Here is a 22,168-nt window from a genome sequence, read left to right as displayed (position 1 = left end):
ACGCTCCGCATGGCGGGATCCGAAAACTCGGGAGAATGTCCTCATGTCTCAAGCTACACATGAAATTCGTTACGGCAAGGCCGCGCGCACGCTCGTCATGGGGCAAAACGGCGTGGTGGCGGCGGGCCATCCGCTGGCGTCCGTCGCCGGGCTCAAGATGATGCAGCGGGGCGGCAACGCCGTGGACGCGGCCGTCGCCGCCGGGTTCGTCCTGGCGGTGGTCAAGCACGAGGCCTGCGGGCTCGGCGGCGACCTGTTCTCGCTGGTCTACATGAAGGACGAAGGCAAGGTTCGGGCACTCAACGCCAGCGGCCCGGCGCCCGGCAACGCCACCATCGACGCCTTCAAGAGCCGCGGTCTCGACGCCATCCCCACCTCCGGGCCCTTGAGCATCGCCGTGCCCGGGGCGGTGGAGGGATGGCTGGAACTGCACCGCCGCTACGGCACCATGGACCGCGCCGAGGTCTGCGCCGACGCCCTGACGCTGGCCCGCGACGGTTTTCCCCTGTACCTGTCACTGGCCGGTTCCATCGCGGAGTGGGCGCCTTCCAGTCCCGACATCCATCGCTATTTCCGTGCCCCCTTGGAAGACCTGACGCCGGGGCGGATGCTACGGCAGCCCGAGCTGGCGGCGGTGCTGGAAGCCATTGTGCGCGACGGCCGGGACGGTTTTTATCGCGGCGACGTGGCCGCGCGGCTGTGCGCCGGCATTCGCGCCCAGGGCGGCCTGTTCGAGGAGCGGGACCTGGACGGCGAGTTCGCCGAGTGGCTCGAACCCTTGAGCACCGACTACCGCGGCTACCAGATCCTGGAGCAGCCGCCGGTGTCCCAGGGGTTCGTGATCCTCACCATGATGAACCTGCTGGCGGGCTACGACTGCTCGAAGATGAGCCGTACGGAACTGGTCCACGTGATGGTGGAGGCCAAGAAGATCGCCTTCGAGGACCGCATCCGCCACCTCGACGACCCGCGCTTCGGCGACCCCGAGGTGGAGCGCCTCATCAGCAAGGAATACGCGGACGCGCGCCGCGCCGACATCGGCGATTCCGCCGGGCCGGTGTCGTCGTCCAGTGCCATGACCGGGAGCGATACCACGTACCTGTGCGCCGCCGACGGCCACGGCAACGTCATCTCGCTCATCGAGAGCGTGTTCTCGGTGTTCGGCTCGCGCGTGGTGGCGGGGGACACCGGCCTGGTCATGAACAACCGCCTGTGCAGCGCCCGGCTCGATCCCGACAGCGCCAATTCCCTGCAACCGGGCAAGCGCCCCGCGCACACCCTCAACTCCTACATGGTGTTCCGCGACGGCGAGTTCCTGGCCGTGGGCGGCACCCCGGGGGCGGACGACCAGCCCCAGACCAACGTGCAGGTGCTGCACAACTTCCTGGACCTCAAGATGGATCCCCAGTGCGCGCTGGAAGCGCCCCGCTGGAGCCACGTGCCGGGTACGCCGCCCAACGTCGGCTATCCCCAGAGCCTGCGCCTGGAGCAGGGATTCCCCAGGGAGGTGGTCGAGGGCCTGGCAGCCAAGGGCCACCCGGTGACGGTGGTGGAGCCCTGGTCCTTCGGCGGCGCGGCGCTCATCGCCAGGGACCCGCGCAACGGCACGCTCATGGCCGCCGCCGACCCGCGCCGGGACGGCTACGCCGTGGGGTGGTAGGGGATCATGAGCGACGCGATTCATCACCAGACACTTCGGGTCGGGGGCATCGAAACGCACTACCTGGAAGCGGGGGAGGGGCCCGACCTGGTGCTGCTTCACGGCGGGGAGTACGGCGCCTCGGCCGAGGCCACGTGGGGGACCGCCATGGCGAAGCTCGGGCGGACTTTCCACGTCCTCGCCCCGGACATGCTGGGCTATGGCCGCACCGCCAAGATCTACAGCTTCTCCGACCCCTCGGGGTTCCGCTTGACGCACCTCGCACAGTGGCTGGATGTCGTGGGCGTGGGTGAAGCGTTCTTCGTGGGCAATTCCGCCGGCGGCGGCACGCTGCTGAGAAGCTCGGTGCGGAAACCTTCGCCCTTGAAGATGAAGAAGATGGTGACCATCTGCGGCAACGCCGGGGTGTTCAAGAGCGACTTCCAGGCAGACCTGGAGGACTACACCCCGAGCCCGGAGAACATGCGCAAGCTCCTCAAGCTGCTGTTTCACGACGAGAAGTGGCTCACCCCGGAGTGCGTCGAGTCCCGCTACAACGATTCCATCGCGCCGGGCGCCTGGGAGGCCCTGTCCGCGGCCCGCCTGAAGCGCCCAGGGTACGAGCGCGGCTCCACCATCGACGCCTTCGTGAAGCAACTGTCCACCGTCACCGTGCCGCTGCTCATCATCGCCTGTGACCACGACCCCCTCAACCAGCCCGACTGGGACGAGCGGCTGCGCGGCATCGTGCCGGGCTCCACGGCGTACCGCTTCCACGACTCGGCGCACGAGCCGCAGATCGAGGAGCAGGACACGTTCATCGAGGTGGTGACGGACTTCCTGCTGTCTTGACACGGCTCAGGGCCGGATTTACCTTCGAGACAGGAGGCACGGCCCGGTCCGGTTTGACGACATGGTCATTTACGATCTCACCTGCGACAACGACCACGGCTTCGAGGGGTGGTTCTCGGGGCCGGAGAACTTTCAGGAGCAGCTCTCCCAGGGTCTGATCGCCTGCCCGGTGTGCAACTCCACCGCGGTCACCAAGCTCCCGCACGCCTGCGCCGTGCACACGAAGCAGGAGGAGTCGCCGGCCCCGTCCAAGCAACGTCAGCCGCAGGCCGTGCCCACGCCGGAGCAGCTCAAGGAAGCGCTGATCCGGGTGCACCACTACATCGAGAACAACTTCGAGAACGTCGGCCGCCACTTCGCCGGCGAGGCCCGCCGCATCCACGCCGGCGAGGCCGAGGAACGCCCCATCCACGGCACCGCCACCACCGAGGAACGGGAGGCCCTCGACGACGACAGCGTCCCATACATGATGCTGCCGAAGCCGGAGCTGGACGGCTGAAACCGCCCGTTTCACGCCTCGCCGACCTTATTTGTTCGGCCGCGGTCCGCTGTCGGGCGCCGGTGTGCATGAACCCCTGACGGTGATTGACAACGCGCGGCCCCGTCTGTTACCCCGTGCACCATGGACCCGCGCGAGATCCGGCACGTGATGGGACACTTCGCCACAGGAGTGACCATCGTGACCACCAAGGACAAGGCCGGAGTTCCCACGGGGATCACCGCCAACGCCTTCTCATCCCTCTCCCTGAACCCGCCGCTGGTGCTGGTATGCATCGACAAGAAGGCCAACTGCTACGAGTGCTTCGAGGACTCCGGCGTGTTCGCCGTCAACCTGCTGGGTGAGCACCAGGAGCAACTGGCCAACCGCTTCGCCACCAAAGGAATCGAGAAGTTCCAGGACACCGCCTGGCACATGAGCGACCACGGCATCCCGCTTCTCGACCAGACCATCGGCTACATCGAATGCAGCGTCACTCAGGGCTATGACGGCGGCGACCACACCATCTACCTGGGCGAGATAATCCATGCCGAGGCAGCGGGCGACCGCCCGCTGCTGTTCTACAAGGGCAAGTACCAGAGGCTTCCCCAAGAGGGGTGAGTCGCGGAGAGCCTGGATTCAGGCTTCGCGGGGCCACGGCAGGCAGCCGCCGCGGTCAGCGCAGCTTCACGACGACATTCCGCGCGCCGGGTGAGACGGGGTTCCCGTCGTAGGCTCCGGCCGGTTCGCCGGGCTCCCGCGTGAGGGGGTCGCCGTCGCGGTCCAACCGCGCCGTCAGGTTCAGCGGGCCTTCAAAGGCTGTTCCCTGAATCATCACGTCCCCGGGACCCAGCGAAAAGGACACCGGAAAGGCAGGGGCGACGATGCGCTTGACCGCCAGGGGCGGGCCGCCCTGGGCTCCGGCGGGCCGGGCGATGATGTACAGGACGGACCGTGCGCCGGCGTCGGGGGCCTTTCCGGCTTCCAACTCGACGATGCCTTCGATCCGTGGGCCGGCGGGCGCACCGGCCGGTTCCCGTGGCCGCTCACCGATCCGCGCGATGATGTCGCGCACGGCCTTGCGTTGCTCTCCCTCGGGCAGAAGGCCTTCCAGCCGCTCCAGGTGCCGGCGCGCGCCGGCCGGGTCACGCCCATCCTGGAACAACACCATCCCCTTGGCCCACAGCGCGAGGGGGAAGTTGGGAGTGCGCGCGAGCGCGCGGTCCAGCGCCTCGAGGGCGGCGTCCACATGCCCGGCCTGGGCCAGGATCATGCCCATGTAGGCGTTGGCCGCGGGGTGGCCGGGGTCGTGGCGCAACACGGTCCGGAAGGCCGGGATGGCGGCCTTGAAGTCCTTGCGTTGGAAGGCCTCTTGTCCCTGGCGCAGCGCGGCGGCCGGATTGCTTGCGCCGGGCTGCCCGATGCCGCCGGGACCGGTTCCCGTGAGGAAGTCCCCGGTCATGCTGTCCTCCGGAGACGTGCGCGGTCGCACCGACTGACCCAGCAGGAGCCCCAGGGTGACGCCCCCCGCAAGCAGCAGGGCCGCCCCGCCGGCCATCATCCACGACCGTTTGCTCCACCTGGAAGGTGTCGGCTCCGTCATCTCCGGCTCCCGCGCATCCGGCTCCCGGACCACGGCGGCGGCTTCACCCTCGTCCCGCAGCAGTTCCACGGCCTGCCGTTCGTAGCGCTGTTTCAGGGCCTCGTAATCGGCGTCCGACAGCTTGCCCGCCTGGTGGTCGAACTCCAACTCACGAAGGTCCTGGTAGATGGGCAGGTTGGCGCGCTCCGGCGAGTCGGGGGTCTCCTCGCCGGCGGCGACCGCCGCCCGTACCCGCTCCAGGAGCTCCGGTTCCGGGACGTCCTCCGGCTCGCGGGCGCGACGGCGGCTCCAGCGGCGCAAGTACCAGATCGCGAAGGCGAGACCGGCAAGGAGGACGGCGAAGGGGAGTATCCATACCATCAGATTGAAGCCATGGGCGGGGGGCGCCAGCAACACCCACTCTCCGTACTTGGAGACGAAATAGGCGCGCACCTCGTCCGGGGTCTTGCCGGCCTGGAGCTGTTCGCGCACGATGCCGCGCATCTGCACCGCCATCTCCGCCGGAGAGTCGGCCACGGACAGGTTCTGGCACACTACGCAGCGCAGCTCCGACGCGATGGCGCGCACGCGGTCCTCTAGCGCCTGGTCCGCGCGTGCATGCGACGAGAGCGCAACCAACAGTGCACCGATGACCGCGACCGCGCCGCGGACACGGCGGCCTCCCGGTTTTCCCAACCGAGCCTTCCTGTCCTTGCCCAGGAATCTCATCGTATCGTCTGATGCTCGCCGCGCCCGCTCTCAGCGCTGGCGCGGTCGCGGCGGGCTTCCTCCAGCTTGGCCGCCAGCACCGCCGGCGGAATGGCGCCCACGTGCTTGTAGGTGATCCTGCCCGTGGGGCTTACGAAGAAGGCTTCGGGAATGCCCCAGACGCCGTAGTCCACCGCGATCTTGCCGTCCGGGTCCTGCCCGTTGGCGAAGGTGATGCCGAATTCCTCGATGAACTTCCGCGCGGCCGCCTCCTTGTCCTGGATGTTGATGCCGAGGAAGACCACGTCGTCTCCCTGCCGCTTCCAGGCCGCCTCCAGGTCCCGCGCTTCCGCCCGGCAGGGCAGGCACCACGAGGCCCAGAAATCCAGCATCACGGTCTTGCCGCGCAGCTCCGACAGGTGCACCTCCCGGCCGTCGAACAAAGTCAGGGAGAAATCCGGGGCGGTGTTTCCCACCAGCGGCGAGGGGATGTAGCGCGGGTCGCGGTAGAAGCCGTAACCCAGCAGGATCACCAGGGCGCCCACCGCCATGAGGGTGAGCAGCAGTCTGCGCGCCGCCGGAGTCATGCTTCCTTCCGCCGGGCCGGACCCATGGGCAGGATGGCCAGGAGCGTGCCCAGGGCCATGACCACGCCGCCGAGCCAGATCCACAGCACCAGGGGGCGGATCAGCACCTTGAGCGTGGCCCGGTTCTGGCCCACCTCGCTGAATCCCGAGAGGATCAGGTAGACGTCCTCCTTGAGCGAGCTGTAGAACACCGCCCGGCCGATGGGCGAATCCTGGATGGGAAAGAACTTGAGCGCTGGCGACAGGCGTCCCAGCTCATGACCGTTGCGCGACACCTGGAAGGCGCCCTCCACCCGGTAGTGGGTGGGTTGCTGCGACCCGCGCAGGCCCTCGAAGGAGACCCGGTAGGGTCCCGCCGTGAGGGTCTCGCCGACGCTCAGGGTCGCCTCCCGCTCGATGCTGTAGGCCATGGAGCCGGCGATGCCCAGCACCACCAGCACCACACCCAGGTGCACCACGAATCCACCGTAGCGCCGCTGGTTGCGCCGCACCAGAGTGGCGAAGCCGCGGAGCGGCCCCTCGCCCGCCTGGCGCCGGCGCGCCCGCAGCGAAAGCCACGTGTCGCACACCATGGTCCAGACCGTGAAGGCGCACAGCGTGAAGCCCAGCAGCGAGAAAAACGAGCGGATGCCGCCGGCGAAGAGGCCCGCGGCCACGGCCAGGGACGCCACCACCGGCCAAGTGAAGTTCCGCTTGAGGTTGTCCCAGGAAGCCCGGCGCCAGGCAATGAGCGGCCCCACGCCCATGAGAAAGACCAGCAGCAGGAAGAGAGGCGCGGTGACGGCATTGAAGTAGGGCGCCCCCACGCTCACCTGGACGCCGGCCACGGCCTCGGACAGCAGCGGGAACACCGTGCCCAGGAAGATGGTGAACAGGGCGGAGACGAACACCACGTTGTTCAGGACGAAGGCCGACTCGCGGCTCACCACCGAGTCCAGCTCGGGCTGCCCGCGAAGCTGGTCGCTGCGCCAAGCCAGCAGTCCCAGCGACGAGATCAGCACGAACGCGAGAACCGCCAGAAAATAGAATCCTACCGGTCCCGACGAGAACGCGTGGATGGACGACAGCACGCCGGAGCGCGTCAGGAAGGTGCCGAAGATGGTCAGGCTGAAAGCGATGATGATCAACAGCAGGTTCCAGGTCTTGAGCATGCCGCGGCGTTCCTGCACCTGCACCGAGTGCAGGAACGCCGTCGCCGGCAGCCAGGGCATGAAAGCGGCGTTCTCCACCGGGTCCCAGGCCCAGTAGCCGCCCCAGCCGAGCACGTGGTACGACCACCACGCGCCCACGATGTTGCCGAGGGTGAGGAAGAACCACGCGGTGATGGTCCAGCGCCGGGTGGCGACGATCCACGACTGGTCGAGCCGGCCGCGGATGAGCGCGGCGATGGCGAAGGCGAAGGGTACGGTGAGCCCCACGAACCCCGTGTACAGGAGCGGCGGATGGCTCAGCATGTTGGCGTCTTCCAGCAACGGGTTGAGGCCGCGGCCGTCGGCGGGTACCGGCGACAGGGGCTCGAAGGGGTTGGAGGCGAAGGCGATGACCGCCAGGAAGAACGCCGAGACGATGGAGAAGACCATCAGCACCCAGGGCATGAATTCGCGCATGCGCGCGCGGTAGCACCACGCCACCAGCGCCGAGAAGATGATGAGGATCCACTCCCACAGGAGCAGCGAGCCTTCGAGGGCGCCCCAGAGGCCGGTGACGCGGTAGTAGACGGGCGTCGCCCGGGTGGTGTTGAAGGCCACGTAGCGGATGGAGAAGTCGGTGGCCACCAGCGCGTAGATCAGCGCCCCGGCGGCGGCGGTGACGAAAAGGAACTGGCCGGCGATGGCGTAGCGGGCGGAGGCGTGGAAACGTTCGTCGCCGGTGCGCGCGTGCAGGACCGGGGCGGCGATGCCCCAGAGCGCCAGCGCGAAGGCCAGCAGGACGCAGGTATGTCCCAGGCTCGCGGTCACGAACCGCCCGTGGGCCGGGCGGGCACGAAGCTGCGCACCTTGGAGGGATCTTCCCCCTCCTTGTGCGGGCTGTACTCCTCGGCGTGCTTGGCCATGACGGTGGAGGCCTGGAACACTCCATCCTTGCCGAGTCGTCCTTCCACCACGGCGCCCTTGCCCTCCGAGAAGAGGTCCGGGGGCACTCCCTGGAAGAACACGGGGATGGACTCCTGGCCATCGGAGATCCTGAAGCGGAAGGTGCGTCGCCCCAGGTCCTTTTCCAGTGACCCGGGCAGCACCATGCCGCCCACTCGCAGGAAGCGGTCCGGCGCTCCGGTCTCGGCGTGGAGCTCGCTCGGCGTGACGAAGTAGACCACGGCGTTCTGCATGGCGCCGTAGATGAGATAGGCGAGGGCGCCGACGATGATCAGGCCGCCGATGAGAAACCGCCTACGCTTCATGGCCGTGCGCCTCCTTGCCGGTGTGTTGCGTCTCCATGGCCACGGCGGCGCGAATGCGCCGCTTCAGCAGCACCACGTAGAGCAGGATGGCGCCCCACACGATGCCGTAGGCCAAGAAGACGAAGCCCCATTGTCCCATATGTCAAACCTCCGCGAAGCGCCTTTCAGCCGGCCGCGTAGAGCCGGCTCCGACGCGCCCGGTCCTCCACCTCCCCCAGGTGGATGCGCAGCGACAGCAGGTAGAAGAACAGCACGAGAAACGCCAGGAAGTTGATCCCCAGGGGCCACAGCATCGCCGGGTCGATGTTCTCCCACGGCGCCTTGTCCGGGCGCAGGATGGAGGGCGGCTGGTGCAGGGTGCGCCACCAGTACACCGACATGTGGATGAGCGGGATGTCGAGGAAGCCGATGATGCCCAGGATGGCGCCGGATACCGCGCCTCGCCGCGGATCCTCGATGAGCGAGCGCAGCAGCAGGTAGGCCGAGAAGATCAGCAGCAGGATGGCGGTGAGCGTGAGGCGCGCGTCCCAGGTCCACCACACGCCCCAGGTGGGCTTGCCCCAGATGGAGCCCTCGATGATGGTCAGCGCCGTGAACAGCACACCGATCTCCGCCGCCGAGTGCGCCAGGTTGTCGTCCCGGCGCTCGCCCTTCCACAGGTAGAGGCAGCTACCCACGAACACGATGAAGAACGCCAGGTACGCCACCAGGATGCTGGGGATGTGGAGGTACATGATGCGCTGGGTCTCGCCCTGGCGCGCGTCGGGCGGGGCCTCCACCAAGCCCCAATACAGGCCGGTGAGGATGAGTATGAGTGTCAGAGTACCGAGTATTCGTCGAGCCATGGACTGATCGAGTTGAGTACGGTGCCGCGCCCACCTCTACTCCGTCGTTCCCATCCACACCACCCTTCACACCGTAGTCCCCGTCCTTCACACCGTCATTCCCGCGAAAGCGGGAATCCAGGGGCAGGGTGGGGGATTGCGACCGAGCGCCCCGACCCCCAACCACTCCTGGATTCCCGCTTTCGCGGGAATGACGATGTGGGGGGCAGGGGCGAAAACGATAGTGTGAGGCGTTCGCGTCCAGTGTCCAATGATAGCACCCGCGCCCAACGGTTCCCAATCGACCTCAACCGTCCAGCACCCACTCCAGCAGCAGGAAGCCGGCGGTGATGAAGATCAGGTCGAAGCCGACCAGGAGCCGGAACCAGGGCGCCAGTTCCGCGGCGGCGCCCGCGCCGAGGATGATCTGCAGCGTGCGGACCGTGCCGAGGATCACCGGAATCATCAGCGGGAAGAGCAGCACCGGCAGCAGTAACGCCCGGGCGCGTGCACGCAACGTCACGGCGGCGAACAGGACCCCCACCACGGAGAAGCCCAGCGTCCCCAACAGAGTGTAGAGCAATACGTTCGGCAGGAGATGCCAGAAGTCCAGCCGGAACAGGACGCCGAAGAGCGGCAGAATGCAGAGTTCCAGGAGAAACATGAGGGAGAAGTTGAAGAAAACCTTGGCCAGGTAGTAGGCGCCCCGGTCCAGGGGCGCCAGCAGCAGCGCGTCGAGGCAGTCGTTCTCGCGGTCCCCCTGAAAGAGCTGGTTCAAGGCCAGCGTGCCGCTGAACATGAACGCCAGCCACAGGAGGCCGGGGGCCATGCGCGATACGTTCTCGCTGGAGATCTCGAAGGCGAAGGAGAACAGGAACAGCAGCGAGAGGCCGAAGAAGAACATCGACAACAGGTTGTCGCGGCGGCGCGCCTCCAGCAGGAGGTCCTTCCACAGGAGCCAGTAGATCTGTCGGAGCACGCCGGTCAACGGGGGCCGCCGGAGTCCTGCGACTGAAGCGCGTCGAAGGCGCGGTGGAAGCTGTCCCAGGGGTCCCGCCGGGATTCGTCGAAGACGATCCGTCCCTGGTCGAGCATCACCGCCCGGGTGCAGCGTTCGAGAAGCCGGGGCACGTCGTGGGTCGCAAGCACGACGATGCCGCCCGCCGCGCAGGTGGATTCGAGGAAGCGGTTGAGCACGTCCACCCCGGACGGGTCCAGCGAGCCGTAGGGTTCGTCCACCAGCAGCAGCCGTGGCCGCACCAAGCGCCACTTGGCGATGGCGAGCCGGCAGCGCATGCCCAGGGACAGGGCCGAGACGTACTCGTCCCGCTTCGCGTGCAGGCCCACCTCGTCCAGGACCGTGGTCCTCTCGTCGGCGCCGACGTCGTTGCGGTAAAGCGAGACGAAGAAGCGGAGGTTCTCGCTCACGGTGAGGCTGTCGTAGAGGTGCGCACCGGAGGCCATGAACCCGATGGAGCGGCGCAACGGGGAGTTCCCGTAGGGGAGGTTTTGCCCGAACAGTTCCACGGCGCCGGCGGTGGGGTAGGCGAGCGCGGCGAGGAGTCTGAGCAGCGTCGTCTTGCCGGCGCCGTTGGCGCCCAAGAGGCCGACCCATTCCCCGGCGCCGATCTCCAGACGCACGTCGCGGAGCGCCCAGAGAAACCCGTAAACCTTCGACACGCTGTCCATGCGCACGCTCAATACAGTCTCCGTGATCAGCTCAGGGCCGCCCCTCCGACCCTGGCTGGGGCGAATCGCGCCGATGACTTCCTGAATATAGCGGGTCGAGGCCGAAATCGCATGTCTCGCCCGTCCTGCTTGACTCACCGCCGGAGATTCGTTAATGACTACCAAGTCGGTGCGCTGGGACCCGGTCCCGCGCACAACCCCTCCATGACCTGACCCGGATGGGTGGCACCGCGGAATCCAAGGCCACCGCCCGGATTCAGGCCTCCGAGACCGGAATCCAACGTCAGGAATAAATCGACCAGAGGAGAGCCATGGCAGACTATCTACACGTGAAGGTGCCGGAACAGGGCGAAAAGGTTACGCTTTCGGACGGCAAGCTGCAGGTTCCCGACAATCCCGTCATCCCGTTCATCGAGGGTGACGGCATCGGGGTGGACATCTGGGCGGCGGCGGTACGGGTGCTGGACGGCGCCGTGGCCAAGGCCTACGGCGGCAAGAAGGAGATCTCCTGGATGGAGGTCTACGCCGGTGAGAAGGCCGAGGCCGTCTACGGCGACGACTGCCCGCCGAGCCTGCTGCCGCAGGAGACCGTGGACGTCATCCGCGAGTACCTGGTGGCCATCAAGGGTCCGCTGACCACGCCGGTGGGCGAGGGTTTCCGGAGCCTCAACGTGACCCTGCGCCAAGTCCTCGACCTCTACGTCTGCCTCCGGCCCGTGCGCTACTTCAAGGGCGTGCCGTCGCCGGTGGTGCGGCCTCACCTGGTGGACATGGTGATCTTCCGCGAGAACACCGAGGACATCTACGCCGGCATCGAGTGGGAGACGGGCACGGCCGAGGCCGAGAAGATGGTCAAGTTCCTGCGCGACGAGATGGGGGTGAAGAGCATCCGCTTCCCGGTTACCGCCAGCATCGGCATCAAGCCCATCTCCATCGAGGGCTCGGAGCGGCTGATCCGCGCGGCCATCCGCTACGCCGTGGAGCACAACCGGCGCAACGTCACGCTGGTGCACAAGGGCAATATCCAGAAGTACACCGAGGGCGCCTTCATGCGCTGGGGCTACGCCCTCGCCAAGCGCGAGTTCGGCGACAAGGTGGTGTCGTGGGAAGAGTGCGGCGGCAAGCCCGCGGAAGGCCAGATCCTCATCAAGGACGCCATCACCGACGCCTTCCTGCAGCAGATCCTCACGCGTCCCGACGAGTTCGACGTGATCCCCACCATGAACCTCACCGGCGACCTGATCTCCGACGCGCTGGCGGCCCAGGTGGGCGGCATCGGCATCGCCCCGGGCGGCAACATCAACTACGACAGCGGCCACGCCCTGTTCGAGGCCACCCACGGCACAGCGCCCAAGTACGCCGGCCAGGACAAGGTCAACCCGGGTTCGGTGATCCTCTCCGGCGAGATGATGCTGCGACACCTGGGCTGGGACGAGGCCGCGGACCTGGTGATCCAGGGCCTCGAGGAAACCATCGCCCAGAAGACGGTCACCTACGATTTCGAGCGCCTCATGACCGGCGCCAAGCTGCTCAAGTGCTCGGAGTTCGGCGACGCCATCGTCGCGAACATGTAACGCAGGGAGAAACGCTACCGGACCATGAGCATTTCGAGACGCAAGATCGCACTCATCGGGGGCGGCAACATCGGCGGCACCATGGCGCACCTGTGCGCCATGAAGAAGCTGGGCGACGTGGTGCTCTTCGACGTCATCGACGGGCTGCCCCAGGGCAAGGCGCTGGACCTGCTTCAGTCCGCGCCCGTGGAGGGTTTTGACGCCGACATCGTCGGTACCACCAGCTACGAGGACATCGTCGGCGCCGACGTGTGCATCATCACCGCCGGCATCGCGCGCAAGCCGGGCATGAGCCGGGACGACCTCCTGGGCACCAACGCCAAGATCATGTCGTCGGTGTCGGAGAACATCAAGAAGTACGCTCCCGACGCCTTCGTCATCGTCATCACCAACCCGCTGGACGCCATGGTGACCCTGTGCCAGCGGGTCACCGGCTTCCCCAAGAACCAAGTGGTGGGGCAGTCGGGAATCCTGGATTCCTCGCGCTACCGCACCTTTCTCGCCCAGGAACTGAACCGCTCGGTGGACAGTGTTTCCGCCATGGTGCTGGGCGGCCACGGCGACGACATGGTGCCGGTGCGGAGCGCCTGCCAGGTGGGCGGCGTGCCCGTGGAACGGCTCATCGCATCCGAGCGGCTGGACGAGATCGAGCAGCGCGTGCGCATGGCCGGAGGCGAGATCGTCGCGCTCCTGAAGACCGGCTCGGCGTTCTACGCACCGGCGTCGGCCGCGGTGCGCATGGCCGAGGCCTACCTGCTCGACAAGAAGGAAGTGCTGCCGTGCGCCGCCCTGCTCGAAGGCGAGTACGGCGTCCAGGGCTACTACTTCTGCGTGCCGGTGTTGATCGGCGCCGGCGGCGTGGAGCAGGTCATCGAGATCGGCCTCTCGTCCGGCGAGAAGGCCCAGTTCGACGAGTCCCTGTCCCACGTGCAGGAGATCGTGGGCGCCATGGACCGGGTGCTGGCACAGGCCTAAGGTTTCATACCGGACGGATGCCGGGCGAACTCGAACCCGTCCGTCATCCATCCCAACTCTCCGCATGAACATCCACGAATACCAGGCGAAACAGTGGCTTGCGCGGTTCGGCGTGCCCGTGCCCCAGGGTCGGGTGGCGGCCACCGCCAAGGAGGCGCGGGCGACGGCTCGGGAGATCGGCTTCCCCTGCGTCGTGAAGGCGCAGATCCACGCCGGCGGCCGGGGCAAGGCCGGTGGCGTCAAGGTGGTCCACAACGAGGCCGAGGCGGCGGCATTCGCCGAAGGCCTTCTGGGCAAGCCGCTGGTGACACACCAGACCGGCCCCGAGGGGCGCATCGTCCGGCGCGTGTGGGTGGAAGAGGCCTCTCGCATCGCCCGTGAGCTCTATTGCAGCATCGTGCTCGACGCCGCCGCCGGCGGCCCCGCCATCATCGCGTGCCGCGAAGGCGGCATGGAGATCGAGGAGGTGGCCAAGGAGACGCCCGACGCCATCATCATCGAGGTGGTGGACCCGCTGGTGGGCGTGCAGCCGTTCCAGATCCGTCGCGTGGCCGCCGGGTTGGGGTTGACCGGCAAGGAAGTGTCGGCCTTCGGAGCGCTTGTCAGGAGCCTGTACGACGCCTTTCTGAAGTCCGACTGCATGCAACTGGAAATCAACCCGCTGGCACAACTGGACGACGGACGGCTGCTGGTCCTCGACGCCAAGATGAACTTCGACGGCAACGCGCTTTTCCGCCAGGCCGACGTGGCGGAACTGCGCGACATCACCGAGGAAGACCCCAAGGAGGTCAAGGCCTCGGACCTGGGCATCTCGTACGTGGCGCTGGACGGCAACATCGGCTGCATGGTGAACGGCGCCGGTCTGGCCATGGGCACCATGGACATCATCCAGCAGTACGGCGGCATGCCGGCCAACTTCCTCGACGTGGGCGGCGGCGCCAGCAAGGAGATGGTGGGACAGGCGTTCCGCCTGCTGCTCTCCGACGACAAGGTGCGCGGCGTGCTGGTGAACATCTTCGGCGGCATCATGCGCTGCGACGTCATCGCTGCGGGAGTCATCGACGCCGCCCGGGAGATCGGCGTCAGCGTGCCCCTGGTGGTGCGCCTCCAGGGCACCAACGTGGAGCAGGGCCGGGAGCTGCTGTCCAAGTCCGACCTGAGCATCATTCCGGCGGACACCATCGCGGACGCCGCTCAGAAGATCGTCGAGGCGGTGCGGGCGGAGGAGGGGGGCGCATGAGCATCCTCGTCAACGCCGAGACACGGGTGCTCACCCAGGGCATCACCGGCGCCACCGGCCAGTTCCACACCCGCACGTGCAAGGAGTACGGTACCCGGATGGTGGCCGGCGTCACCCCCGGCAAGGGCGGCACCGACTTCGAGGACATTCCCGTCTTCGACAGCGTGGAGGAGGCGGTGCGGGAGACCGGCGCCAACGCCAGCGTCATCTACGTGCCTCCGCCCTTTGCGGCGGACGCCATGATGGAATCCTCGGCCGCCGGCGTGCCGCTGGTCATCTGCATCACCGAGGGCGTTCCGGTCCAGGACATGATGCGCGTCAAGCGCTACCTCGCCGACCGCGGCACGGTGCTCGTGGGACCCAACTGCCCCGGAGTCATCACGCCGGGCGAGTGCAAGATCGGCATCATGCCCGGCCACATCCACAAGCGCGGCCGCATCGGCGTCATTTCCCGTAGCGGCACCCTGACCTACGAGGCGGTGGACCAGCTCACGCGCCTGGGCATGGGACAGTCCACCTGCGTCGGCATCGGCGGCGACCCCATCCGGGGACTCAACTTCGTGGACGTGCTCGCCCTGTTCAACGAGGACGACGAGACCGAGGCGGTGGTGCTCATCGGCGAGATCGGCGGCAGCGCCGAGCAGGACGCCGCGGAATGGATCCGGGCGCACATGAAAAAGCCCGTGGTGGGCTTCATCGTGGGCCAGACGGCCCCACCGGGAAAGCGCATGGGCCATGCCGGCGCCATCATTTCAGGCGGCAAGGGCACCGCCGCGGAGAAGGTCGAGGCGTTGCGCGCCGCGGGCGTCAGCATGGCGCCCACCCCGGCGGACATCGGCCGGACCATGAAGGAGAGGTTGGGATAACCCGTATGGAGCGAACACTGTCGATCGTCAAGCCGGAAGCCGTGGAGGGCGGCCACATCGGAGACATCCTGAGCCGCTTCGAGGGCGCCGGGCTCAAGGTGGTGGCGGCGAAGCTGACCCGCCTGGACAAGCAGCGGGCGGAGTCCTTCTACGCCGTGCACCGGGAGCGCCCGTTCTTCAACAGCCTCACCGATTACATGTCCACCGGGCCCATCTTCGTGTCGGTCCTGGAAGGGGACGGAGCCATCGCCCGGAACCGCGAGATCATGGGCGCCACCGACCCGGCCAAGGCCGCGCCGGGAACCATCCGGAAAGACTGGGGCACCAACGTGGAGGCCAACGCGGTGCACGGCTCCGACGCACCCGAGACCGCCGCCGCGGAGATCGCATTCTTCTTCGCCGCCGACGAGATCCAGTCCTCCACCGCCTGAGGCATCGCGCAATTCAAGGCGCCAAGCACGTCATTGATTCGAATAGTCGCACCGCCGCCCGAACCGCCATTCCCGCCCTCGAACGGGGTCGCGGGTAAACTTTCAAGGCTGAGTCAAGGCTTATGAGGCACGGACCCCTCGAATCGTCATTCCCGCGGAAGCTTGCCCTCGACCCCGATCGGGGGCGGGAATCCAGGGGTGAGGAGGGGTCAAACGAGCCCCGGCCGCCCATCGAAGGCCTCGGCCATGCCGAGTTGAGCGCTTGGCTGGACGCCCGCGGGCTTCCGGCCTATCGCGCCGGCCAGATACGGCGCTGGCTGTTTCAGAAGCACGCCACCGCGTTCGAGAGCATGACCGACGTGCCAAGGGAGCTGCGCCAGGCGCTGGCGCGGTCGTTCGTCATCGGCAGCCTGGCGGTGCAGCAACGGAGCCGTTCCGAGGACGGCACCGTCAAATATCTGTTGCGCTTGCGCGACGGCAACGTCGTGGAGACGGTGTACATTCCGGAGGAGGACCGGGTGACGCTGTGCGTGTCGACGCAGGCGGGATGCGGTCTGGCGTGCGCGTTCTGCGCCACCGCGCGCATGGGACTCAAGCGCAACCTCACTCAGGCGGAAATCGTGGACCAGATCCTCGAAGTGCAGCGCGAGTGCCCGGAGGACCGGCGAATCTCCAACCTGGTGTTCATGGGCATGGGCGAGCCCCTGGCCAACTACGATGCCACGCGCGGCGCACTGGCAACCATCACGGATGCCGCCGGCGGCATGGCCATTTCGCCACGCAAGATCACGGTCTCCACGGTGGGGTTGCTGCCGCAAATGCGCCGGCTCATGGAGGAAACCCGGGTGAATCTGGCCATCTCGCTCCATTCCGTACGCGATGATGTGCGCTCGGAACTGATGCCGGTCAACCGGAAGTACCCGGTGGCGCAATTGTTGGAGTGCTGCCGCTCCCTGCCGGTGCCTCGGCGCAAGCGCATCACGTTCGAGTACCTGCTCCTGCGCGGTGTGAACGACCTGGCGGCGGACGCGGCGGAGCTCGCGAAACGGCTTCGCGGGATCCGCTGCAAGGTGAACCTGATACCCTTCAACCCCCACGAGGGGAGCGGTTTCGACCGGCCGCCGGAGGACGTCATCGAGCGTTTCGGGGAGACGCTGAGGGTCCAGGGTATACAGACTCACGTGCGCCGTCCCCGAGGTGAGGACATCCAGGCGGCCTGCGGGCAGTTGTACCATGCCGCGGAGAGCAGGGCCGGGCGTTCAGACGCCGCGGCCGGGTTGACCTGACGGCAGATCGCGGGTGCCCAAGCGGCCCGGCGTGACACGGGACACCCAGAAGGCGGGACGAGGAAATGGAACACGAGACCAAGATGGGCGTCATCGGCGGCACCGGCCTCTACGAGATGGAGGGACTGAGCGGGGTGCGCGAGGTGGAGTTGGAGACCCCGTTTGGCGCGCCCTCCGCTTCCTTCGTCACCGGCTCCCTGGGCGGGGTGGACCTGGTCTTTCTGCCGCGTCACGGCAAGGGGCACCGGCTCCTGCCCACCGAGGTCAACAACCGCGCCAACATCTTCGGCATGAAGAAGCTGGGAGTGACGCGCATCCTCTCCGTAAGCGCGGTGGGCAGCCTCAAGGAGGAGATCGAGCCGGGCCACATGGTGCTGCCGGACCAGTTCATCGACCGCACCTACCGGCGCCCGAGCACGTTCTTCGGTGACGGCATCGTGGCCCATGTGCAGTTCGCGGACCCGTTCTGCAACGAACTGCGCGGCACGGTGGCGGACGCGGCGGCCGGCGAGGACATCCGGGTGCACGGACGCGGCACTTATGTGTGCATGGAAGGGCCGCAGTTCTCCACCCGGGCGGAGTCGGCGCTTCACCGGAGCTGGGGCGCGGATGTCATCGGCATGACCAATCTGCAGGAAGCCAAGCTGGCGCGGGAAGCGGAGATCTGCTTCGCGACCATGGCCATGTCGACGGACTACGACTGCTGGAACGAGGCCGCCGGCGACGTGGATATCGAGGAGGTCATCGCGGTGCTGCAGCGCAACGCGGACGTGGCGAAGCGTATCGTCCGGGGCACGGCGGAGCGTCTGTCGCCCGAGCGCGCCTGCCCGTGCGCCACGGCCCTGGCCATGGCCATCGTCACGGACCGCTCGGTGATCCCGGACGAAGCCCGGAAGAGGCTGGGGCCGTTGGTGGACAAGTATCTCTGAACATCCGAGGATGACGACCATGAACGTTCTGGTGGTGGGCTCCATGGCCTTCGATTCCATCGAAACCCCGCACGGCCGTGCCGACCGGGTCCTGGGGGGCTCCGCGGCCTATTTCGCCCTGGCCGCCGCCTTTTTCGCGCCGGCGCGGATCGTCGGCGTGGTGGGCGAGGACTTCCCGGACGAGCACCTGACCGCGCTGTCGCGCAGCGGGGTGGACCTGGAGGGGTTGCAGCGCGCTCCGGGCAAGACCTTCTACTGGCACGGGCGCTACCACGAGGACCTCAACGTGCGCGACACCCTGGAGGTCCAACTCAACGTGCTGGAGGAATTCGTCCCGCGGCTCCCCGCGGGTTACGAGGACACGGAGTACGCCTTTCTTGGCAACATGCACCCGTCGGCGCAGTTGGAGGTGCTGTCCCGGTTGAAGCAGCCCCGGCTGGTGGCCCTGGACACCATGGACCACTGGATCCACGAGACGCCGGAGGAGCTGCGCAAGGTCCTGGAGCGGGTCGAGACCGTGGTGATCAACGACTCCGAGGCGCGCATGCTCAGCGGGCAGCACAACATCGTGCGCGCCGCCCGCGCCATTCTCAAGATGGGGCCGCGGGCGGTGCTCATCAAGCGCGGCGAGTACGGCGTGTTCCAGTTCTCCGACGCGGCGACCTTCGTGGTGCCGGCCTATCCGCTGGAAGAGGTGCTGGACCCCACCGGCGCGGGCGATTCCTTCGCCGGCGGCTTCATGGGGTGCCTGGCCGCGGCCGACGCCGGGGGCGAGGACGCGTTGCGCCGGGCCATCGTGTACGGCAACGTCACCGCCTCCTTCACGGTGGAGGATTTCGGTCCCCGGCGGCTGATCGCCCTGGACCGCACGGAGATCGACGAGCGTTTCCGGCGTTTCGTGGACTTGACCCGCTTTCACTAGAGATGCCGATCGGGATCGCATGAACATCGCAATGATCGGTACGGGCTACGTCGGACTGGTCACGGGAAGCTGCTTCGCCGAGACCGGGAACGACGTGGTCTGCGTGGACATCGACGAGGCCAAGATCGCGCAGCTCAAGCAGGGGCGGGTGCCGTTTTACGAGCTGGGGCTGGAGGAGTTGATCCAACGCAACACGCGGGAGGGCCGTCTCTCCTTTTCCACCGATCTGGCCGAGGCCGTCCGGCGCGCGGAAACCATCTTCATCGCGGTGGGCACCCCTCAGGTGTCCGCTGGGGGCGCGGACCTGAGCCAGGTGTTCGCGGTGGCCGAGAGCATCGCCGAGGCCATGAACGGCGCCAAGATCGTGGTGACCAAGAGCACGGTTCCCGTGGGCACGGCGGCACGCGTGCGGGAGATCATCGAAGCGCGCACGGGACATCCCGCGGCGGTGGTGTCGAACCCGGAGTTCCTCAAGGAAGGCGCCGCGGTGGAAGACTTCATGAAGCCCGACCGGGTGGTGCTGGGCGGCGAGGACGCCGCCTCCTTGGAGTTGCTCAGCCGGCTCTACGAGCCCTTCGTGCGCACCGGCAAGCCCATCATCCGCACGGACTCGCGCAGCGCCGAGATGAGCAAGTACGCCGCCAACGCCATCCTCGCCACCAAGATCTCCTTCATCAACGAGACCGCGCGCCTGTGCGAGAAGGAGGGCGCGGACATCGAGCAGGTGCGGCGCATCGTCGGACTCGACCACCGCATCGGCCCGCACTTCATCTATCCCGGCATCGGCTTCGGCGGCTCCTGCCTGCCCAAGGACATCCGCGCGATGATCGCCATGGGCGGCGAGGAGCTTGAGATGCCGCTCCTGCGGGCGGTGGACCTGGTCAACGAGACCCAGAAGGGCCTCCTGCTGGACAAGGTGACAGAGCACTTCGACGGCACGTTGGCGGATCGCACGCTGGCGGTGTGGGGTCTGGCCTTCAAGGCGCGCACCGACGACATGCGCGAAGCTCCCTCCATCCGCGTCATCGACGGACTGCTGGACGCGGGCGCGGGCGTGCGCGCCTTCGATCCCGAGGCCATGCCCGAGGCGCGCAAGCGCTACGGCGACCGCATCGCCTACGGTGAGAACAACTACGAGGCGGCCGCCGGCGCCGACGCCGTGCTCGTGCTGACGGAATGGAACGAGTTCCGCAGTCCCGACTTCCCGCGCCTGAAGACGCTGCTGCGCCAACCCGTGCTGTTCGACGGGCGCAACCTCTACGACCCCGCCGTGATGCGGCGGCACGGCTTCACCTACTACTCCATAGGACGGGGCCGTGGATAGCAGCCGCATACGCAACTTCTGCATCATCGCCCACATCGACCACGGCAAGTCCACGCTCGCGGATCGGCTGCTGGAGCACACCGGCGCCTTGAGCGAGCGCGAGAAGACCGACCAGTTCCTCGACAAGATGGAGCTGGAGCGCGAGCGCGGCATCACCATCAAGGCGAGCCCGGTGCGCCTCGAGTACCGCTCCCGGAGCGGCGAGGACTACGTCCTCAACCTCATCGACACCCCCGGCCACGTGGACTTCACCTACGAGGTTTCCCGGAGCCTGGCGGCCTGCGAGGGAGCCATCCTGGTGGTGGATGCCGCCCAGGGAGTCGAGGCCCAGACCGTGGCCAACGTCTACCTGGCGCTGGACCACGACCTCCAGGTCTTCCCGGTCATCAACAAGATCGACCTGCCGAGCGCGGACCCGGAGCGGGTCAAGGGCGAGATCGAGGACATCATCGGGCTGGACAGCTCGCAGGCGATTCTTGCCAGCGCCAAGCAAGGTTTGGGTACGGAGGAGGTGCTGGAAGGCATCGTCGCCAATTTCCCGCCCCCCCAAGGCGTGGAGCAGGCGCCGTTGCGCGGCCTGATCTTCGACAGTTGGTTCGATCCGTACCACGGCGCGGTGATCCTGCTGCGCGTGTTTGACGGGAGGGTGAGCACCGGCGATTCCATCCGCCTCATGTCCACGGGCGGCGTTTTCGAGGTGAACCGCCTGGGGGTCTTCGCGCCGGGTCCGGTGGAGGTGGAGAGTCTCGGCCCAGGCGAGGTGGGCTTCCTCATGGCCTCCATCAAGAACATCCGCGAGGCGCGCATCGGCGACACCGTCACCAGCCACAAGGGCTCCGCCGGCGAACCCCTGGAGGGTTTCCGGCCGCTCAAGCCCATGGTGTTCAGCGGGCTCTACCCCACCGACTCCGGACAGTACCAGGCCCTAAGGACCGCCTTGGAGAAGCTCAGTCTGAACGATTCTTCCTTCACCTACGAGCCGGAGACCTCCCAAGCCCTGGGATTCGGCTTTCGCTGCGGCTTCCTCGGCCTGTTGCATCTCGACATCGTACACGAACGGGTGGAGCGGGAGTTCGACCTCTCCCTCATCACCACCGCCCCCACGGTGGTCTACCAGGTGACCACGCACGGCGGGGAGGTGCTGGCCATCGACAACCCGGTGGCCTTTCCCAACGAGGCCGACATCGAGACCATCGAGGAGCCCTTCATCCGGGCCACCATCCATCTGCCGCAGAACTACCTCGGAGCGGTCCTGAAGCTGTGCGAGGAAAAGCGCGGCGTCCAGCAGGAGTTGCGCTACGCGGGCCTCAACCGCGCCATGGTCACCTACGAGCTGCCGCTGAACGAGATCGTGTATGACTTCTACGACCGCCTCAAGTCCCTGAGCCGGGGCTACGCCTCCATGGACTACGAGATGGCCGGCATGCGGGCGTCCAAGCTGGTGAAGCTGGACGTGCGCATCAACGGCGACCTCGTGGACGCCATGTCGCTGATCGTGCACCGCGACAAGGCCTACGTGCGCGGTCGCGACATGGTCCAGCGCATGCGCGAGCTGATCCCGCGCCAGCTCTTCGAGGTGGTGATCCAGGCGGCTATCGGCAGCCGCGTCATCGCACGGGAGTCGGTGAAGGCGCTGCGCAAGAACGTCACCGCCAAGTGCTACGGCGGCGACATCACGCGCAAGCGCAAGCTCCTGGAACGGCAGAAGGAAGGCAAGAAGCGCATGAAGTCGGTGGGGCGGGTGGAGATCCCGCAGGAGGCGTTCCTCGCCGCCCTCAAGGTTTGATTCAAAGTTGCGGGTTAAGCTGTTAAATTCAGGAGCGGTTCGCTAGACCCATCCCAAACCGGAAAGACATCAAGGACC

Annotated in this window: 22 protein-coding genes; 14 read left to right on the top strand and 8 right to left on the bottom strand. The window is 67.2% G+C overall.

The window, feature by feature from the left end; genetic code table 11:
- Positions 1-43 precede the first annotated feature (43 nt).
- The 4 genes from ggt to OXU42_10165 all read left to right on the top strand — a co-directional run bounded on the left by ggt (position 44) and on the right by OXU42_10165 (position 3,590).
- The gene (ggt, locus tag OXU42_10180; GenBank protein MDE0029753.1) at positions 44-1,660 is read left to right on the top strand and encodes a gamma-glutamyltransferase; all 1,617 of its coding nucleotides are present in this window, start codon (positions 44-46) and stop codon (positions 1,658-1,660) included.
- A 6-nt stretch (positions 1,661-1,666) separates the two neighbouring features.
- Entirely contained in the window at positions 1,667-2,491 is an 825-nt protein-coding gene (locus tag OXU42_10175) for an alpha/beta hydrolase (GenBank protein MDE0029752.1), read from the top strand.
- A gap of 61 nt (positions 2,492-2,552) precedes the next feature.
- On the top strand, positions 2,553-2,990 hold the full coding sequence (locus tag OXU42_10170; protein ID MDE0029751.1) for a DUF1178 family protein: 438 nt from the start codon (positions 2,553-2,555) through the stop codon (positions 2,988-2,990).
- A gap of 150 nt (positions 2,991-3,140) precedes the next feature.
- Positions 3,141-3,590 (top strand): flavin reductase family protein, encoded by a 450-nt coding sequence (locus tag OXU42_10165; GenBank protein MDE0029750.1) that lies wholly within the window; start codon positions 3,141-3,143, stop codon positions 3,588-3,590.
- Positions 3,591-3,645: 55 nt separating this feature from the next.
- On the opposite strand, the gene OXU42_10160 is transcribed toward OXU42_10165, so the two are convergent.
- The 8 genes from OXU42_10160 to ccmA all read right to left on the bottom strand — a co-directional run bounded on the left by OXU42_10160 (position 3,646) and on the right by ccmA (position 10,763).
- Positions 3,646-5,247 (bottom strand): cytochrome c-type biogenesis protein CcmH, encoded by a 1,602-nt coding sequence (locus tag OXU42_10160; protein ID MDE0029749.1) that lies wholly within the window; start codon positions 5,245-5,247, stop codon positions 3,646-3,648.
- A gap of 29 nt (positions 5,248-5,276) precedes the next feature.
- Positions 5,277-5,846: a redoxin domain-containing protein gene (locus OXU42_10155; GenBank protein ID MDE0029748.1), complete on the bottom strand. Its 570-nt coding sequence runs from the start codon at positions 5,844-5,846 to the stop codon at positions 5,277-5,279.
- Positions 5,843-7,804, bottom strand: coding sequence for a heme lyase CcmF/NrfE family subunit (locus OXU42_10150; protein ID MDE0029747.1), 1,962 nt, complete (start codon positions 7,802-7,804; stop codon positions 5,843-5,845). The genes OXU42_10155 and OXU42_10150 overlap by 4 nt, the downstream gene beginning before the upstream one ends.
- Positions 7,801-8,244, bottom strand: coding sequence for a cytochrome c maturation protein CcmE (gene ccmE, locus OXU42_10145; GenBank protein MDE0029746.1), 444 nt, complete (start codon positions 8,242-8,244; stop codon positions 7,801-7,803). Before ccmE ends, OXU42_10150 begins: the two co-directional genes overlap by 4 nt.
- Positions 8,234-8,383, bottom strand: a complete 150-nt coding sequence (locus OXU42_10140) for a hypothetical protein (GenBank protein ID MDE0029745.1) — start codon at positions 8,381-8,383, stop codon at positions 8,234-8,236. The genes ccmE and OXU42_10140 overlap by 11 nt, the downstream gene beginning before the upstream one ends.
- A 25-nt stretch (positions 8,384-8,408) precedes the next feature.
- On the bottom strand, positions 8,409-9,089 hold the full coding sequence (gene ccsA / locus OXU42_10135; protein ID MDE0029744.1) for a cytochrome c biogenesis protein CcsA: 681 nt from the start codon (positions 9,087-9,089) through the stop codon (positions 8,409-8,411).
- A gap of 286 nt (positions 9,090-9,375) precedes the next feature.
- Positions 9,376-10,047, bottom strand: coding sequence for a heme exporter protein CcmB (locus OXU42_10130; GenBank protein MDE0029743.1), 672 nt, complete (start codon positions 10,045-10,047; stop codon positions 9,376-9,378).
- Positions 10,048-10,052: 5 nt separating this feature from the next.
- A complete protein-coding gene (gene ccmA / locus OXU42_10125; protein MDE0029742.1) occupies positions 10,053-10,763 on the bottom strand; it encodes a heme ABC exporter ATP-binding protein CcmA in 711 nt (236 codons plus the stop codon).
- A gap of 305 nt (positions 10,764-11,068) precedes the next feature.
- Here ccmA and icd point away from each other — a divergent pair, with 305 nt between their 5' ends.
- The 10 genes from icd (at position 11,069) to lepA (ending at position 22,090) form a co-directional block, all read left to right on the top strand.
- On the top strand, positions 11,069-12,331 hold the full coding sequence (icd, locus tag OXU42_10120) for an NADP-dependent isocitrate dehydrogenase (GenBank protein ID MDE0029741.1): 1,263 nt from the start codon (positions 11,069-11,071) through the stop codon (positions 12,329-12,331).
- A gap of 30 nt (positions 12,332-12,361) precedes the next feature.
- Positions 12,362-13,306, top strand: coding sequence for a malate dehydrogenase (gene mdh, locus OXU42_10115; protein ID MDE0029740.1), 945 nt, complete (start codon positions 12,362-12,364; stop codon positions 13,304-13,306).
- A 64-nt stretch (positions 13,307-13,370) separates the two neighbouring features.
- Entirely contained in the window at positions 13,371-14,546 is a 1,176-nt protein-coding gene (gene sucC, locus OXU42_10110; GenBank protein MDE0029739.1) for an ADP-forming succinate--CoA ligase subunit beta, read from the top strand.
- Positions 14,543-15,412 carry a succinate--CoA ligase subunit alpha gene (gene sucD / locus OXU42_10105; protein MDE0029738.1) on the top strand — a complete coding sequence of 290 codons (870 nt, stop codon included), beginning with the start codon at positions 14,543-14,545 and terminating at the stop codon, positions 15,410-15,412. Before sucC ends, sucD begins: the two co-directional genes overlap by 4 nt.
- Positions 15,413-15,417: 5 nt before the next feature.
- Positions 15,418-15,843 carry a nucleoside-diphosphate kinase gene (gene ndk, locus OXU42_10100; protein ID MDE0029737.1) on the top strand — a complete coding sequence of 142 codons (426 nt, stop codon included), beginning with the start codon at positions 15,418-15,420 and terminating at the stop codon, positions 15,841-15,843.
- Positions 15,844-15,965: 122 nt separating this feature from the next.
- Entirely contained in the window at positions 15,966-17,129 is a 1,164-nt protein-coding gene (rlmN, locus tag OXU42_10095) for a 23S rRNA (adenine(2503)-C(2))-methyltransferase RlmN (GenBank protein MDE0029736.1), read from the top strand.
- Between the two features lie 65 nt (positions 17,130-17,194).
- The gene (gene mtnP / locus OXU42_10090) at positions 17,195-18,058 is read left to right on the top strand and encodes an S-methyl-5'-thioadenosine phosphorylase (GenBank protein ID MDE0029735.1); all 864 of its coding nucleotides are present in this window, start codon (positions 17,195-17,197) and stop codon (positions 18,056-18,058) included.
- A gap of 19 nt (positions 18,059-18,077) precedes the next feature.
- A complete protein-coding gene (locus tag OXU42_10085) occupies positions 18,078-18,980 on the top strand; it encodes a PfkB family carbohydrate kinase (GenBank protein MDE0029734.1) in 903 nt (300 codons plus the stop codon).
- Between the two features lie 19 nt (positions 18,981-18,999).
- A complete protein-coding gene (locus tag OXU42_10080) occupies positions 19,000-20,304 on the top strand; it encodes a UDP-glucose/GDP-mannose dehydrogenase family protein (GenBank protein MDE0029733.1) in 1,305 nt (434 codons plus the stop codon).
- Positions 20,297-22,090, top strand: coding sequence for a translation elongation factor 4 (gene lepA / locus OXU42_10075; protein ID MDE0029732.1), 1,794 nt, complete (start codon positions 20,297-20,299; stop codon positions 22,088-22,090). Before OXU42_10080 ends, lepA begins: the two co-directional genes overlap by 8 nt.
- The last annotated feature ends 78 nt before the right edge of the window (positions 22,091-22,168 follow it).

The organism is Deltaproteobacteria bacterium, from assembly GCA_028818775.1.
In the GTDB taxonomy this organism is placed as follows: Bacteria; Desulfobacterota; Binatia; order UBA9968; family JAJDTQ01; genus JAJDTQ01.
The sequence above is the reverse complement of the archived record's forward strand: the minus strand, read 5'-3'. Positions and strand labels throughout refer to the sequence as shown.